13 protein-coding genes are annotated in these 16,745 nt (G+C 65.4%); 11 read left to right on the plus strand and 2 right to left on the minus strand.

What is annotated here, in order from left to right; translation table 11 throughout:
* Positions 1 to 828, minus strand: coding sequence for a hypothetical protein (locus K414_RS26595; RefSeq protein ID WP_174557233.1), 828 nt, complete (start codon positions 826 to 828; stop codon positions 1 to 3).
* A gap of 118 nt (positions 829 to 946) precedes the next feature.
* Here K414_RS26595 and K414_RS0110105 point away from each other — a divergent pair, with 118 nt between their 5' ends.
* Positions 947 to 2,221, plus strand: coding sequence for a M18 family aminopeptidase (locus K414_RS0110105; RefSeq protein ID WP_027495841.1), 1,275 nt, complete (start codon positions 947 to 949; stop codon positions 2,219 to 2,221).
* A gap of 152 nt (positions 2,222 to 2,373) precedes the next feature.
* Here the strand turns inward: K414_RS0110105 and K414_RS0110110 are convergent, their stop codons facing one another.
* Complete coding sequence (locus K414_RS0110110) at positions 2,374 to 3,138, minus strand: nucleoside phosphorylase (protein WP_230598144.1); 765 nt, start codon at positions 3,136 to 3,138, stop codon at positions 2,374 to 2,376.
* A 103-nt stretch (positions 3,139 to 3,241) separates the two neighbouring features.
* Between K414_RS0110110 and purL the strand changes: the two genes are divergently transcribed.
* The 10 genes from purL to purM all read left to right on the plus strand — a co-directional run bounded on the left by purL (position 3,242) and on the right by purM (position 16,730).
* On the plus strand, positions 3,242 to 5,533 hold the full coding sequence (gene purL, locus K414_RS26600) for a phosphoribosylformylglycinamidine synthase subunit PurL (protein WP_032390720.1): 2,292 nt from the start codon (positions 3,242 to 3,244) through the stop codon (positions 5,531 to 5,533).
* Between the two features lie 89 nt (positions 5,534 to 5,622).
* Positions 5,623 to 7,341, plus strand: coding sequence for an alpha/beta hydrolase (locus K414_RS0110120; protein ID WP_237606453.1), 1,719 nt, complete (start codon positions 5,623 to 5,625; stop codon positions 7,339 to 7,341).
* Positions 7,338 to 7,964, plus strand: coding sequence for a CPBP family intramembrane glutamic endopeptidase (locus K414_RS0110125; RefSeq protein WP_237606167.1), 627 nt, complete (start codon positions 7,338 to 7,340; stop codon positions 7,962 to 7,964). The genes K414_RS0110120 and K414_RS0110125 overlap by 4 nt, the downstream gene beginning before the upstream one ends.
* Positions 7,965 to 7,970: 6 nt before the next feature.
* Positions 7,971 to 8,357, plus strand: coding sequence for a sterol carrier family protein (locus tag K414_RS0110130; RefSeq protein WP_027495845.1), 387 nt, complete (start codon positions 7,971 to 7,973; stop codon positions 8,355 to 8,357).
* 124 nt (positions 8,358 to 8,481) lie between these two features.
* Positions 8,482 to 10,044 (plus strand): amidophosphoribosyltransferase, encoded by a 1,563-nt coding sequence (gene purF, locus K414_RS0110135; RefSeq protein WP_027495846.1) that lies wholly within the window; start codon positions 8,482 to 8,484, stop codon positions 10,042 to 10,044.
* Between the two features lie 112 nt (positions 10,045 to 10,156).
* Complete coding sequence (locus tag K414_RS0110140) at positions 10,157 to 11,824, plus strand: ABC transporter substrate-binding protein (protein WP_230591139.1); 1,668 nt, start codon at positions 10,157 to 10,159, stop codon at positions 11,822 to 11,824.
* A gap of 96 nt (positions 11,825 to 11,920) precedes the next feature.
* Positions 11,921 to 12,916 carry an ABC transporter permease gene (locus K414_RS0110145; RefSeq protein ID WP_027495848.1) on the plus strand — a complete coding sequence of 332 codons (996 nt, stop codon included), beginning with the start codon at positions 11,921 to 11,923 and terminating at the stop codon, positions 12,914 to 12,916.
* Complete coding sequence (locus tag K414_RS0110150) at positions 12,916 to 13,884, plus strand: ABC transporter permease (RefSeq protein WP_032367489.1); 969 nt, start codon at positions 12,916 to 12,918, stop codon at positions 13,882 to 13,884. The genes K414_RS0110145 and K414_RS0110150 overlap by 1 nt, the downstream gene beginning before the upstream one ends.
* A complete protein-coding gene (locus tag K414_RS29765) occupies positions 13,881 to 15,518 on the plus strand; it encodes an ABC transporter ATP-binding protein (protein WP_027495850.1) in 1,638 nt (545 codons plus the stop codon). Before K414_RS0110150 ends, K414_RS29765 begins: the two co-directional genes overlap by 4 nt.
* Before the next feature lie 111 nt (positions 15,519 to 15,629).
* A complete protein-coding gene (gene purM, locus K414_RS0110160; RefSeq protein WP_027495851.1) occupies positions 15,630 to 16,730 on the plus strand; it encodes a phosphoribosylformylglycinamidine cyclo-ligase in 1,101 nt (366 codons plus the stop codon).
* Positions 16,731 to 16,745: the final 15 nt, after the last annotated feature.

A 16,745-nucleotide genomic window follows, 5' to 3' on the forward strand; every position in this document is an offset into this window, starting at 1 on the left:
TCAGGCCGCGCGTGCGCGTAGTTCGGTCAACGCTGAGGTGAAGATACCCGTAGGCCCGTGCGTCACGTCGCAATACTCGCCGTCTCGCCAGAAGAACACCGAGCGCGACAGTGGGCTCGGTGTATCGCGAGAGAACACGTCGGCCAGCTCGGCGAGTGCGGTGGCTGCCGCGACTGCGTCGTCGGCGTCGCGGGGCCGATGAAAGGCGAATTCGTACGCGTTGGGGACGGCGAAGAGTACGCCGTACAGGCATTCGCCCAAATGCGACGAAATCAACGTGGTCATATCGGCGATCTTCGACGCAAGATAGATCGAATCGCCGTCGAGCACCTCGATGCAGACCCCCTCGCGTTCGAGCAACTGCGCTCCCTCGAACTCGATCGCCGCAGTGTTCTTGCGACCCGCAGCCCACGCAGCGTCGATGTCGCGCCCCTCGAAGTGACTGTCGGACAACGTCAGAGCTCGATTCGGAGACGACAGATTCAACACCCGCCTCGGCGCATCGGGTGCCGCGAGCAGGGGAACCGAATAACTGTACGAACCCATCGATTCCAACACGCACGGCGCGACGACGCGTTCACGGAGTTTCGAATGGAACTCGTCGTCGGACAGGCCTGCGATGAACGCCGGAGCGGACTCGCGCATCGCCTCGATCATGACCTGGACATGGCCGCCGATGATGCTGTCCCACGCCGACCGGGGCGCACCCGAGCAGCGGGCGAACACGTTGTCGAGCGGGAAGCGTGCACCCGACTCCGCACCGAGCGTGGTCGCATCCTCACGGTGCACCACCATTCCGCGGGTACGAAATGCTTCGATCGTTTTCATTCGTACGATGGCGAGTGTGGTTGCGTGAGCGACGTGTTGGTTCGGTGTCGGCTCGATCATCATGTTTCTCCCCCGGTCGGTGTGTGCTCTCGGGGTGTTCGACGCGGCGGCTGACACAATGGTTCCCATGTCGTCCTCTGCCTCTGCTGCCGGTCTCTGCAACTTCGTCGACGTCTCGCCGTCCCCGTTCCATGTGTGTCGGACGGTGTCGGTGCAGCTCGAGGACGCCGGATTCGTGCGTCTGGACGAGACCGATGCCTGGCCGACGGAAGCGGGCCGCTACTACCTGATCCGCGGCGGCTCACTCGTTGCCTGGAGCACCGAGCGTGAGGGCCCCTTCCGCATCGTCGGCGGACACACCGACAGCCCCAATCTCCGGGTGAAACAGCATCCTGATCTGGAGTCGGCGGGTTGGCAGATGGTCGGGCTGGAGCCGTACGGCGGTGCCTGGCTCAACTCCTGGCTCGATCGCGACCTGGGTATCTCCGGCCGGCTCAGCGTGCGTGACGGCAACACCGCCCGCGAGGTACTCGTCAAGGTGGACGAGCCGATCCTTCGCGTTCCGCAGCTGGCGATCCACCTGTCCGAGGACCGCAAAGGCGTGACGCTCGATCCGCAGCGGCACGTCAATGCCATTTGGGGCGTGGGTAACTCGCCGCGATCGTTCATCTCCTACGTTGCCGACCGCGAAGGCGTCGATCCCGGTTCGGTGCTGGGCTGGGAACTGATGACACACGACCTGGCACCCAGCGCGGTGGTGGGCGTCGAATCCGAGTTGGTCAGTGCGCCGCGTCTGGACAACCAGGGCACCTGTTACGCCGGAACGCAGGCTTTGCTTGCGGCAGTGGAGAATCCGACCGACGTCACTCCGGTGCTGGCACTGTTCGACCACGAGGAAGTCGGCAGTATGTCCGACCGCGGCGCGTTCTCGGACCTGCTCAACACCGTGCTCGAACGCATCGTGCTCGGGCGCGGCGGCGGTCGTGAGGAATTTTTGCGCACGATGGCCGGATCCATCTGTGCCTCGGGCGATATGGCGCACGCGACGCATCCGAACTACCCGGATCGTCACGAGCCTGCACATCGCATCGAACTCGGCGGCGGACCGGTACTCAAGGTCAACCAAAACCTGCGCTACGCAACCGATTCCGCCGGTGCCGGTGCATTCGCACTGGCCTGCGAGCAAGCCGACGTACCGTTGCAGCGCTACGTCCATCGCGCGGATCTACCGTGCGGATCGACCATCGGACCGATCACCGCGTCGCGCACCGGGTTGTCGACGGTCGACGTCGGCGCAGCGCAACTCGCCATGCACTCGTCCCGAGAGTTGATGGGAGCCGGCGACGTGAAGGCATACGCCGACGCGTTGGCGGCTTTCCTCGCTCCTGCCTGAGCCCGATCGGCGGCGCAAACGCGCGCGCATTTGTCAGGTGCGCGCGGATTCGTGCCCGATTCCGGGGCTGTTTCGCTCGCGTTCGGCAAACGCGCGCGCGTTTGCGAAATCCGGGGGGGTGAACCAGCGACCCCGACCAGCGACCCGAGGACCTAGAGCGGATCGAGTTGCAGACAGGCGTCGGCAGCGAGCCAGAACAACTGTTCGCGCACCGTTGTTGCCTTGGTCCAGCCGCGGTGATCCCAGTCGGCGGCCAGGGAGTCGCCCGCGTACAGCAGTTGCGCGAATCGGACTCCACGGAATCGGGCGACTGCGCAGAAGGCCGACGCCTCCATGTCGACCGTTCGGCAGCCTTCCTCGACGCGGCGCGAGACTCGGCCGCGGGTTTCGCGGTAGAGCGCGTCGGTGGTCCAGGAGCGGCCGGTGACGAAGTCGATGCCGGCGTCGGTGAGTACCGATTGGAGTACGGCGACGCCTGCGGGATCGGCGTCGACCACTCGACCGGGTGGCAGGTAGTGGAACGAGGTGCCTTCGTCGCGCAGGGCGCTGTCGACGACCATGACGTGTCCCATGCCCAAGTCGTCGGACAGCGCCCCGGCACCGCCGACGGCGACGAACTGCGTGCAGCCCATGGCGATGGCTTCTTCGAGGAACAGTGCGGCCAGTGGTGCGCCGACGCCGGGATGGAAGACGGCAAGTTTCTGACCGTCTCGTTCGATCTCGTAGACGGGGTGTTCGCCGTGCTCGGAGCGCATGATCGACACCACGCGGGCGTCGCCTTTCGCGCAAATGCTCTCGATCACCTCGGCGAAGAAACAGACGACGGCTTTCGGCGGTACGTCGACTCCCTTGGCCACCATCGACGGGTCGATGACGCCCGTTTCGTCCAGATCGTCCTCGGTCAGTGCAATGTCCATCAGGTGATGTTCGCACGAGGCCGATACGTCCGATGCCGTACATGTCGGCGGCACCTTATAGACTCTCCCTGGCATTTCGCTCCATCGAAGGGACCTATTCCTCGTGTCCGCTAGCTCTGTACCCACAGACACTGTCTCGAACGCCGTCGCCACCCCCGACGTTGCGCAGCCGTACAAGGAACTCGGACTCAAGGACGACGAATACGTCCGTATCAAGGAAATCCTCGGTCGTCGGCCCACGGACGCCGAATTGGCGATGTACTCCGTCATGTGGAGCGAGCACTGCTCGTACAAGTCCTCGAAGGTGCACCTGAAGTACTTCGGCGAGACCACCACCGACGAGATGCGCAAGCCGATGCTCGCCGGTATCGGCGAGAACGCGGGCGTCGTCGACGTCGGCGACGGCTGGGCCGTCACGTTCAAGGTCGAGAGCCACAATCACCCGTCGTACGTCGAGCCCTACCAGGGTGCGGCGACGGGCGTCGGCGGCATCGTCCGCGACATCATGGCCATGGGCGCTCGCCCGATCGCCGTCATGGACCAGCTGCGTTTCGGTGCTGCCGATGCACCCGATACGCGCCGTGTCCTGAGCGGCATCGTCGCAGGCGTCGGTGGGTACGGAAACTCCCTCGGTCTCCCGAACATCGGCGGCGAGACGGTGTTCGACGCCTCCTACGCCGGTAACCCTCTGCTCAACGCCCTGTGTGCCGGCGTCATGCGGGTCGAGGACATGCACCTGGCGTTCGCGTCGGGCCTGGGTAACAAGATCATTCTGTTCGGTGCACGAACGGGTCTCGACGGCATCGGTGGCGTGTCCGTGCTCGCGTCGGAGACCTTCGACGGTGACGAGACCGGTGGGGGCCGCAAGAAGCTTCCCGCGGTTCAGGTGGGCGATCCGTTCACCGAGAAGGTGCTCATCGAAGCCTGCCTCGAGTTGTACTCGAACAAGCTCGTCGTCGGCATCCAGGACCTCGGTGGTGCCGGGTTGTCCTGCGCCACATCGGAACTCGCGTCCGCCGGCAGTGGTGGCATGCACATCGAGCTCGACAAGGTGCCGATGCGCGCCACCGGCATGACTCCGGCCGAGGTGCTCTCGAGCGAATCCCAGGAGCGCATGTGCGCCGTGGTGACCCCCGAGAACGTCGACGCATTCATGGCCGTCTGCAAGAAGTGGGACGTCCTGGCCACGGTCATCGGTGAGGTCACCGACGGCGAGCACCTCCAGATCACCTGGCACGGCGATACCGTCGTCGATGTACCGCCGAAAACCGTTGCGCACGAAGGCCCGGTGTACAACCGTCCGGTGCAGCGTCCGGACACCCAGGATGCGTTGATCGCGAACAGCACGGCGTCGCTGAAGCGTCCGGAAACCGCGGACGAGCTGAAGGCCACTCTGCTGAAGATGATCGGCTCGCCGCAGCTGTGCAGCCGCCGATTCATCACCGAGCAGTACGACCGCTACGTCCGCGGCAACACCGTGCTGGCCGAGAACGCCGATGCAGGCGTGATCCGCATCGACGAGAAGACCGGTCGCGGAATCGCTTTGGCCACCGACGCGTCGGGCCGCTACACCGCACTCGACCCGTACCAGGGCGCGCAGCTTGCTCTGGCCGAGGCGTTCCGCAACGTCGCGGTCACCGGCGCCACTCCCAAGGCCGTCACCAATTGCCTGAACTTCGGTTCGCCGGAGGACCCGGGTGTCATGTGGCAGTTCCAGCAGGCCGTACGCGGTTTGGCGGACGGGTGTGTCAGCCTCGGCATCCCGGTCACCGGCGGCAACGTCAGCTTCTACAACCAGACCGGCGCGGAGCCGATCCTGCCGACCCCCGTGGTCGGAGTACTGGGCGTCATCGACGACGTCCATCGCCGCATCCCGACCGGGCTCGGCCTCGAGCCCGGCGAGACACTGATCCTGCTGGGGGAGACCCACGACGAGTTCGACGGGTCCATCTGGGCGCAGGTCGAGCACGATCACCTCGGCGGCGTTCCGCCGAAGGTCGATCTCGCTCGGGAGCAGTTGTTGGCAGACATCCTGCTCGCATCCTCCCGCGACGGCCTGGTCTCGGCTGCACACGACCTGTCCGAGGGTGGTCTCGCTCAGGCCGTCGTCGAGGCAGCCTTGGCCGGCGAAACCGGTTGCCGAATCATCGTGCCCGAAGGCGCAGACCCGTTCGTGACCTTGTTCTCCGAATCCTCCGGCCGGGTGCTGGTCGCCGTGCCGCGCACCGAGGAGACCCGGTTCACCGGCATGTGCACCGCACGCGGACTTCCGTGGGCGCGAGTGGGTGTCGTCGACGAGGGCTCGGATTCGATCGAGGTCCAGGGGCAGTTCTCCGTGCCGATGACGGAACTGCGGGAGACGTTCGAGAGCACTCTTCCCAGACTCTTCGGCTGACCGAGGTGGGGGGACAGGTATCGGAGCGTCGAAGGGGGACCGAGCCCACACTCGAGCAGGATCAGCATCATCGGTATCACTTCCCGACGGTGGAGTTCTCGGCTCCGTCGCCGGAGAAGCATCCGTTCGTCATGTGGTCGTGGGGCCTGCTGCGTCTGGACTTCACCGGAATCGCGTTCAGCGCGTTGTTCTTCTGCTGGTCGCTGACGCCGTCGCTGCTGCCTCGTGGATGGCTGTTCCAGGGCATCATCGGCGGCATCAACTCGGCTATCGGGTACGCCTTCGGGGTGGCCGTGGGATGGGCGGTGACGCGATGGTGGCTGTCCTCGCGTTCGTGGTGGCCATTGCCGCGCAAGGTCGAACTTGCAGTCAAGGTCGTCGTACTCGTCGTCGCCGTCGCTGCGTCGATGATCATGCTGGCGGTCTCGGCGCAGTGGCAGCGTGAGCTCGCCGCGCTCATGGACGCGGAGGGGACCACCACGACGGGGTACCTCCGTACCGGAGCATTGAGCATTGCCATTGCCGCACTGCTCATCTCGATCTCGCGGGTGCTACGCGACGTCGTCCGATTGCTCGCCCGTCAGATCAATCGCATCGTCAAGATGCCACGCGAGGTGGCCAACGCACTCGGCGTGATCGTCCTGGTGGTTCTGGTCGTCGCGCTGGTTCAGGGTGTGCTGCTGCGTGCGGTCTCCGAGGTGACCAACTCGGTGTTCAGTCTGCAGAACAACGAAACGCGAGAGGGCACAGAGCAACCCGTCGCCGACGAGAGGTCGGGTAGCCCGAACTCGTTGGCACCGTGGGACACACTCGGATTCGAGGGCCGCAACTTCGTCTCCAGCGGCCTGCGAGCCGACGAGATGGAACGGGCCACCGGACGTCCGAGCCTCGAACCCATTCGGGCCTACGCCGGACTGGAAACCGCGGAGACTCAGGACGAACGACTCGACATCGTCGTCGCCGAACTCGAACGCACCGGCGCGTTCCAGCGCAAAGCGCTCATCGTCGTGCCGACCACCGGCACCGGCTGGGTCAACCCCACCGCCGTCGAGGCCGAGGAGCTGATGTTCGACGGCGATGTCGCCACCGTCGCTTCCCAGTACTCGTATCTGCCGAGTTGGATCTCGTTCATCGCCGAGGGCGACAAAGCCGCCCAGGCAGGCAAGGCTCTGATCGACAAGGTGCACGACCGGTGGCTGCAGGAGCCCGAGGCCACCCGTCCCAAGTTCTACGTCTACGGCGAAAGTCTGGGGACGAAGTCCGGTGAAGGCGCGTTCGACGGGTTGGCGGACATCCGCGCCACCACCGACGGCGTCCTGTGGGTGGGTCCGCCGAACGACAACCGCATCTGGAGTCAGTTCGTCAGCAGGCGTGATCCGGGCAGCCCCGAAGTTCGGCCGGTGTACTCCGAGGGCCTGACGGTTCGCTTCGCCGACAATTCGTCGGGCATCCCGCCGGAGGATCAGCCCTGGTACGCCCCGCGCATCCTGTACGTCCAGCATGCGTCGGATCCGGTGGTCTGGTGGTCACCGGACCTGTTGTTCGAGCGCCCGGACTGGCTGTCCGAGCCGCCGGGGCCGGACCGACTGCCGAGCATGCGTTGGTTCCCGGTGGTGACCTTCTGGCAGGTGGCAGCGGACCTGACCAACGCAGCAGGCGTCCCCGACGGCCACGGTCACAACTACGGCACCCTCGTGCTCGACGGCTGGGTGGCCGTCGCCGCTCCCGAGGGGTGGACCGACCGCGACACCGAACGAGTGCGCGGCGTCATGGAGCAGTTCGCCGGACGTGACGGTCCCGAGAAGTGAGAACCGCTCTGGCAACCGCAGTGGAGCCTGCGGAACGACCCATTCTGACCGGACTCGTGACAACGGCGTGGAGCACATACGTGCTGCCTGCGGCCGGGCTCGGAGCCCGCGGGCGGGCAGTGGCCAACGCGTCGTTCGCCGTCGCTGTGGCTGCGGTGTCGGGATCGAATGCCGAACGGCTGGGCCTGCGTAACGCCGCATCCGGGCTGAAATGGGGAGCGGCTGCGGCAGCGATACCCGTCCTGGGGTCTGCGGTGGTGGCCGCCGTACCCGCACTGCGTCGACGCGTCCGTCCGTCCGAGGACGATCTCGCGGAGTGGGTGCTGTTTCGGATTCCGGTGGGGACGGTGCTGACCGAGGAGTTGCTCTTCCGCGGTGTGCTCGATGCGGCATCGCCTGCCCTGTCGCCGGTCTTCTTCGGACTGTGGCACATTCGTCCCGCCCGCGCCGCCGGGGATTCGGTGGCCGGGACCGTTGCCGCGACGACCGTCGCCGGGGTGGTGTTCTCGTGGCTGCGGGCACGCAGCGGCAGTGTGCTCGCCCCTGCTGCGCTGCACTACGCACTCAACGCGAGCGGTGCCGTGTTGGCGCATCTCGCGGCGACCGAACGCGAAAGGAACTGATCGGAGATGCCGCCGCACAAGGAGGTCGGTCCCGCCGAGGTTCGCGAGGCCGTTCTGGCCGTCGCCGACTGGATCCGAGGTGAGGCCGAGAAGCCGCCGCGCGCGCAGATCGCCGCCGCCGTGCGCACCACGGCCAGAACTCTCGGTCAGAACGCACCGGGTTCGTCGGTGGAGGTGCGGGTACCACCGTTCGTCGCGGTGCAGTGCATCGTCGGGCCCCGGCACACCAGAGGAACCCCGCCGAACGTCGTCGAAACCGATGCTCTGACATGGCTTCAGGTGGCTACCGGGACCCGGGATTTCGCCGAGGCGCTCGGCGACGGCTCGATCGACGCGTCCGGCAGCCGGGCCGTCGAGGTGGGTCGGTGGTTGCCGTTGCTGACCATCACCTGACCGCCGGATTTCAGCGGCCGTTCGGCCGTCGGGAATCTCCTGGACACACGATGCGTTGTGTCAGCCCGTGTGCCCGTAGACTGGGCACGGCCCCCCGCCCCGGACCCCCTAGGGAGCAATGCCCGTGACCAACGCCGATTTGTCGGTCGACAGTCCGAATCTTCTAATAGGCAAACCCATCGACGAGCCGGAGAACGAGCCGCGCGAAGAGTGTGGAGTGTTCGGTGTGTGGGCACCGGGCGAGGACGTGGCCAAGCTCTCGTACTACGGCCTCTACGCGCTGCAGCACCGTGGGCAGGAAGCCGCAGGCATCGCGGTGTCCGACGGCTCCCAGGTGCTCGTGTTCAAGGATCTCGGCCTGGTCAGTCAGGTGTTCGACGAGCAGACACTCGGCGCGATGCCCGGGCACGTCGCCATCGGTCATTGCCGTTACTCCACGAGTGGTTCGGTGACGTGGGAGAACGCGCAGCCGATCTTCCGTACCACCACTGCCGGTACCGGTATTGCGCTCGGGCACAACGGCAATCTGGTGAACTTCGCAGAACTCGCCACCAAGGCTCGCGATGCGGGCCTGATCAGCGATCGATTGCAGGGCAACGGGACGTCGGATTCCGATGTCGTGACGGCACTGCTGGCGCACAAGGCCGCCGACTGCACCATCGAGCAGGCGGCCATGGAATTGCTGCCGCTGCTCAAAGGCGCGTTCTGCCTGACCTTCATGGACGAGCACACCCTCTACGCCGCGCGTGATCCGCACGGCGTTCGGCCGCTGTGCCTCGGTCGCCTCGATCGCGGCTGGGTCGTCGCCAGCGAGACCGCAGCACTCGACATCGTCGGTGCGGCGTTCGTCCGCGACATCGAGCCCGGCGAACTGTTGGCGATCGACGCCGACGGCGTTCGGTCCTCGCGTTTCGCTGCCCCCGAGCCCAAGGGTTGCGTGTTCGAGTACGTCTATCTCGCACGGCCCGACAGCGTCATCGGCGGTCGCTCGGTGCACTCGACTCGGGTGGAAATCGGACGTCGTCTCGCCAAGGAGCATCCGGCCGAGGGTGATCTGGTCATCCCGGTGCCCGAGAGCGGAACTCCGGCAGCCGTGGGCTTCGCCCAGGGCTCGGGAATCCCGTACGGCCAGGGGCTCATGAAGAACGCGTACGTGGGCCGCACGTTCATTCAACCGTCGCAGACCATTCGGCAGCTCGGTATCCGGCTCAAGCTCAACCCTCTCAAAGAGGTCATTCGCGGCAAAAGGCTCGTGGTGGTGGATGATTCGATCGTTCGCGGCAACACGCAGCGGGCGCTGATCAGGATGCTGCGCGAGGCCGGTGCCCTCGAGATCCACGTCCGTATCGCGTCCCCGCCGGTGCGGTGGCCCTGCTTCTACGGCATCGACTTCGCTTCTCCCGCAGAGCTGATCGCCAACGGCGTCGATTCCGAGGATGGAATCCTCGAAGGCGTCCGGCAGGCCATCGGTGCCGACTCGCTGGGCTACATCTCCATCGACGGCATGATCGCGGCGTCGGAGCAGCCCGAATCGCGCTTGTGTGCAGCATGTTTCACCGGGAAGTACCCCATCGATCTGCCCGCGGACAATGCACTCGGCAAGCACGTGCTCGAGGGTCTGCTGGCGTCGGCCGCTGGGCAACCGGTGGACAACGACGCGAATGTGAGCGCTCTCAGCCGTCCTTGACCTGGTCTTTTCCGTTAGGGAACAGCAGGGTTTTCTCAATGCCACATATTGGAAACAGTCCATCGGTACTGTCCCGAGTTACATAGGACACACCGATTGGATAGAGGCTCAGATGACCCTGTCGCCCGACGACGGACGCATGCAGCGCTACAGCGCCGCATCACGAACGGCTGTGCGTAAGCACGGCAAGAAGACCGCCGCAGTGGCCGCACTGTCGGTACTCGCACTGACCGCCGCAGCGTGCGGCTCGGGACGCACCGACGCCGGTGGATCCGGCGACGGCGGCGGCGAGACCATCACGGTCGGCACCACGGACCAGGTCACCTCGCTCGACCCGGCCGGCTCGTACGACAACGGATCGTTCATGGTGATGAACCAGACGTATCCCTTCCTGATGAACTTCGCTCCCGGTAGCTCCGAGCTCGAGCCCGATGCGGCCGAGAGCTGCGACTTCGCGGAGCCGACCGTCTACAAGTGCACGCTCAAGGACGACCTGAAGTTCGCCAACGGCAATCCGCTGACGAGCGAGAGCGTCAAGTTCTCGTTCGACCGCATCGTCGCGATCAACGATCCGAACGGTCCGGCGTCGCTGCTGACCAATCTCGACAGCATCGCGACACCGGACGAGAAGACCGTCGAGTTCACCCTCAAAGCGGCCAACGATCAGACCTTCCCGCAGATCCTCGCGACACCTGCGGGCCCGATCGTCGACCAGACGGTGTTCCCGGCCGACAAGGTGCTCGACGACGACGCAGTGGTTGCGGGCAAGCCGTTCGCCGGCCCGTACTCCATCTCCAGCTATGGCAAGAACTCACTCGTCAGCTTCGTGGCCAACGGTGACTACAACGGCATTCTCGGCACCCCGAAGACGTCGTCGGTCAACGTGAAGTACTACACCAGCTCCGACAACCTCAAGCTCGATGTGCAGAACAAGGCCATCGATGTGGCATGGCGTTCCCTCACCCCGACCGACGTCGAATCGCTGGGAGCCGTCGACGGCCTGACGGTGCACGAGGGCCCCGGCGGCGAGTCCCGCTACATGGTCTTCAACATGAACACGATGCCCGGCAACACCCCCGAGCAGAAGTTGGCCGTACGCAAGGCAATTGCTGCCTCGGTCGATCGCCAGGCGCTCTCCGACGGCGTCTACAAGGGCACCTACACCCCGCTGTACTCCGTGGTGCCGACCGGTCTGGAAGGTTCCAACAAGGCCTTCTCCGACGTCTACGGTGAGACACCGAACAAAGACGAGGCTGCCGGATTCCTTTCCGCTGCAGGCGTCGCCACTCCGATCCAACTCAACCTGCAGTACAACCCGGATCACTACGGCTCGAGTTCGAGCGAGGAGTACGCCGCGATCAAGAGCCAGCTCGACGCGACGGGCTTGTTCAATGTGAACCTGCAGTCCACCGAGTGGAGCACGTACACCAAGGAACGTGTCGCCGACGCGTACCCGGTGTACCAGCTCGGCTGGTTCCCGGACTACCCCGATGCAGACAACTACCTGACGCCGTTCTTCGGACCGGACAACTTCCTCCAGTCGCATTTCGAGAACCCGGAGATCACGTCACTGCTCGACCTCGAGCGCACGACGGCCGACGAGAACGCACGGATGCAGATCATCGGACAGATTCAGACCGAGCTCGCGACCAACTACCTGCCGACCCTTCCGCTGTTGGAGGGCAAGCAGATCGCCGTCGCCACCGATGAGATCAGCGGTGTGGACGAGACCCTCGACGCCTCGTTCAAGTTCCGCTTCGTCACTCTCGCCAAGAGCTGACCGGTGCCCGCTACCGCACAGACGCCGGTAGGGGAGAAGAAAGCGCAGCAGGCGAGCGCGCCGTCACGATACGGCGCGCTCGCCCGCTATCTCGGGATCAGGTTCCTGCTGATCATCCCGACTGCCTGGATTCTCGTCACCGTCGTCTTCTTTCTCATGCGTGTGATCGGTGACCCGATCACCGCCGCCCTCGGCGGTCGACTACCCGCCGAACAGATCGCCCAGCGCAAGGCCGAGGCCGGATACGACCGGCCGATCCTGACGCAGTACTGGGAGTACCTCACCGGATTGTTGCGCGGCGACTTCGGCCGCTCCGCCACCGACAATCGCGCGATCAGTGACGTCCTGCTCGTCAACGGTGCTGCCACACTGGAATTGGCGTTCTGGGCGCTGCTCGTCGCGTTCGCGGTCGGCATCCCGCTCGGGTTCTACGCCGCCACCCATCGCGACCGGTTCGGTGACGCGTCGCTGCGAATCTTCGCGATCCTGGCGTACGCGGCCCCGGTGTTCTTCGTCGGCATGCTGCTCAAGCTGCTGTTCGCCGTCAAGCTTGGCTGGCTGCCGGTCGCCGGGCGGGCCAGTACCAATGTCGAACTGGCACTGCAGAACGTCTCCCCGAAGACGAACATTCTGATCATCGACTCGTTCCTGTACGGCGACACGGGTTACGCCGTCGACGTGCTCGAACACGCGGTTCTGCCCGCTCTTGCGCTCGGCCTGCTGACGGCCGGTGTGTTCCTGCGATTGGTGCGAGTCAACCTGATTCAGACGTTGCAGGCACCGTTCGTCGACGCCGCCCGCGCGCGCGGGTTGAGCGAGGGCACGGTGACGAGGCGACATGCGTTCCGTAACGCCATGATTCCCATCGTCACCGTCATCGGACTGCAGATCGCCGTCCTCCTCGGCGGTGCGGTACTCACCGAGACGACCTTCGAGTGGCAAGGACTGGGCTACGAACTCGCCCGTTATCTGCAGGCCCGCGATTTCGTTGCAGTGCAGGGCATCGTGACGTTCCTGGCCGTGGTGGTCGCCGTCGTCAGCTTCGTCACCGACGCGATCGTCGCCCTGATCGACCCGAGAGTGAGGTTCTGATGAGCACCGAAGTCGTGCTGTCCGACGTCCCTCCCACCCGTCCGCACCGCAGAGGGTTCCCCGGCGTCGCGTTCGTGAAGTCCACCTCGGGATTGCAGCGGGTCACGCTCATCGTCGGGTTGGCGCTGATGGTGGGGTTCGTGATCGCGGCGCTGTTCGCGCCGATTCTCGCGCCGTACGGTTTCTCGCAGACCAGCGACGCCGGTGCGGATTTCGCCCGCCAGGCGGCACCGTCCGCGGACCACTGGTTCGGTACCTCGGTTCGCGGTGAGGACGTGTTCTCGCGGGTGATCTACGGTGCCAGAACCGCATTGATGGTCATCGCCTCGTCGTTGGTGCTGTCCCTGATCATCGGCGTTCCCCTCGGTCTGGCCTCGGGTTACATCGGCCGCTGGTTCGACCGGGTGCTCGTGCTGTTCATGGATGCTATGTACGCATTCCCGTCTCTGCTTCTCGCCGTGGTCATCTCGATCGTCGTGGCAGGCGGTCAGTCGTCGAGTTTCGGCGGTATCGCCTCCGCGGCCATTGCCATCACGGCGATCTTCGTGCCCCAGTACTTCCGGGTGGTCCGCAACGCGACGGTGGCCGTCAAGACCGAACCGTACGTCGACGCCGCGCGGGTGACCGGAGCCGGCACGCCGCGAATTCTGTTCCGGCACATACTCGCCAACGTGGTGCAGACGCTGCCGGTCATCATCACGCTCAACGGAGCAGAGGCCATCCTCACCCTCGCCGGGCTCGGCTTCCTCGGGTTCGGGATCGAGCCGACCTCCGCCTCGGAGTGGGGATACGACATCAACAAGGCCCTACCGGACATCTCCAACGGCATCTGGTGGACGTCGGTGTTCCCAGGCCTGGGCATCGTGCTGGTGGTCCTCGGTCTGACCATGGTCGGTGAAAGTGCAAGCGAGACACTCAATCCGCTGCTGCGCACCCGCAAGAAGTTCAAGAAGGCGGTGAAGGTATGACATCGAGTGTCGTGACTCCACGCGAGTCCGCATTGTCGGTGCAGTCGTTGTCCGTTTCGTTCGTCACCGATGCCGGCGAAGTCGATGCCGTCACCGAGGTCTCGTTCGAGGTCTATCCCGGTGAAGTTCTCGCTGTGGTGGGGGAGTCGGGGTCGGGTAAGTCCGTCAGTGTCCGCTCCGCCATCGGGCTGCTGCCCGACACCGCGCGGGTCGACGGGCACGTGGTTCTCGGCGGGCAGGACGTCACCACGCTGAACGACAAGGCGTGGGCGAGGCTGCGGGGCAACAAGATCTCGATGGTGTTCCAGGAGCCGGGCAGTGCTCTCGATCCGCTGTTCACCATCGGGTATCAGATCGTCGAAGCACTCCGGGCCCACACTCCTGACGACGGTAGACGGATGTCGGCAAAGGATGCCAAGGCCCGGGCCGTCGAGTTGCTGACGATGGTGGGTCTGCCCAATCCCGAGCAGCGCTTCTCGTACTACCCACACGAGCTCTCCGGTGGCCAGAAGCAACGCGTCATGATCGCGATCGCCATCTCGTGTGAGGCGAAAGTCATCATCGCCGACGAGCCGACCACCGCCCTCGACGTCACGGTGCAGGCCGAGATCCTCGAGCTGCTGCGCGATCTGAAAGACCGGCTCGGGTGCGCCATCGTGCTGATCACCCACAGCATGGGCGTCGTGTCCGATCTGGCGGACCGCGTCGTCGTCATGCAGAACGGCCGAGTCGTCGAGGAAGCGCCGGTGGCACAGCTGTTCGACGCCCCCGAAGACGAGTACACCAAAAAGCTGCTGGCCGCGGTGCCGACCCTTGCTGCAGTGGAGTCGGACAAGACCATCGACACGTCGGGCGAGCCGGTACTCGAGGTCTCGCAGCTGGTGGTGCAGTTCTCCGGTGGGGTCGGCTCCTCGGCATTCCGAGCGGTCGACGACGTCTCGCTGACCATCCACCGCGGCGAAACCCTCGGTCTGGTGGGCGAATCGGGCTCCGGTAAGTCGACGATCGGCAGGTGCGTTGCAGCGCTCCAGAAGCCGACCAGCGGCAGCGTGACGGTGATGGGACAGAACATCGCCGGCGTGAGCGAGCGCAAGCTCAAGCCCTTGCGCAAGCGATTCGGCTTCGTCTTCCAGGACCCGTCGGCGTCGCTGAACCCGCGGCTCACCGTCGGACAGTGCATCGCCGAGCCGATGATCGTGCACAAGTACGGCACCAAGGATGCGATCGCGGCCAGGACCACCGAGCTGCTCGACGCCGTGCAGCTACCGTCCGGCACCGACAAGCGTTACCCGCACGAGCTGTCCGGTGGGCAACGGCAACGCGTCAGCCTGGCGCGGGCACTGGTGCTGGGACCGGATCTGGTGGTCGCGGACGAGCCGACCAGTGCACTCGACGTCTCGGTCCAGGCGGCCGTGCTCGACCTGTTCGAGGCGCTGCAGCAGGAGTTCGGGTTCGCCTGCCTGTTCATCAGCCACGATCTGGCAGTGGTCGATCGCGTCGCACATCGAGTGGTGGTGCTGCGGGGCGGCCAGGTCGTCGAGCAGGGCACGCCGTGGAAGATTCTGCGCTCGCCGGAGGAGGAGTACACGAAGAAGCTGTTGGCCGCCATCCCGGGCAAGCGGCTGCACACGTGAATTCTTCCCGCCAGCGGGCACTCCGGTACCGTTAGGGCGCTATCTGCGCCGCTACGCACGGTTCGCGTGCTTGGGGGCGCTGACATGAACGAGTACACAGGCTGGAGCCGAATGACCGAGGAATCCCAACCCACGAGCGCAACTCACTCGGGCGGTGCCTCCTACGCGGCGGCCGGGGTCGATATCGCCGCAGGAGACCGAGCAGTTCAACTGTTCGCGCCACTCGCCAAGAAGGCCAGCAGGCCCGAGGTCATGGGCGGTCTCGGTGGTTTCGCCGGTCTGTTCGCGCTCAAGGGCGACTACCGCGAGCCGGTCCTGGCTGCCTCGACCGACGGAGTCGGCACCAAGGTCGCCGTCGCCCAGGCCCTCGGCAAGCACGACACCCTGGGTCTCGACCTCGTGGCCATGGTCGTCGACGATCTGGTCGTGTGCGGAGCCGAGCCGCTGTTCCTGCAGGACTACATCGCCGTCGGCCGTGTCGTACCCGAGCAGGTCGCGGAACTGGTCAAGGGCATCGCCGAAGGCTGCATCATCGCCGGTTGTGCGCTGCTCGGCGGCGAGACGGCCGAACACCCGGGGCTGATGGCCGACGGTGACTACGATCTTTCTGCCACCGGCATCGGCGTCGTGGAGGCGGACTCGATCCTCGGACCCGAGCGCGTGCGTCCCGGCGACGTCGTCATCGGCATGGGATCGTCCGGTCTGCATTCCAACGGCTACTCGCTCGCTCGCAAGGTGCTGCTCGAGATCAACCACATGGATCTCGGCGGACACGTCGAGGAGTTCGGCCGCACACTCGGCGAAGAACTGCTCGAGCCGACGAAGATCTACGCCAAGGACTGCCTCGCACTCGCGGCCGAGACCGACGTGCGCACGTTCTGCCACGTGACGGGCGGCGGACTCGCCAACAACCTCTCGCGCGTCATGCCCGAGGGCCTCGTGGCCGAACTCGATCGGACCACGTGGAGCCCGGCCCCGATCTTCTCCCTCATCGCGCAACGCGGACGCGTCGAGCGCGCAGAGATGGAGCAGACGTTCAACATGGGTGTCGGCATGGTCGCGATCGTCGCCCCCGAGGACGTCGATCGTGCTCTGGCGGTACTGACCGCACGCCACATCGACTGCTGGACTCTCGGCACGGTCAAGAAGGCTGCGGGCAAGGACGTCGCCGACGAGCGAGCGCTGCTGCTGGGTAACCACCCGAGGTTCTGACCGACCGGTCACACG

Origin of the sequence: Rhodococcus sp. JG-3 (genome assembly GCF_000482405.1) — a bacterium.
Classification (GTDB): domain Bacteria; phylum Actinomycetota; class Actinomycetes; order Mycobacteriales; family Mycobacteriaceae; genus Rhodococcoides; species Rhodococcoides fascians.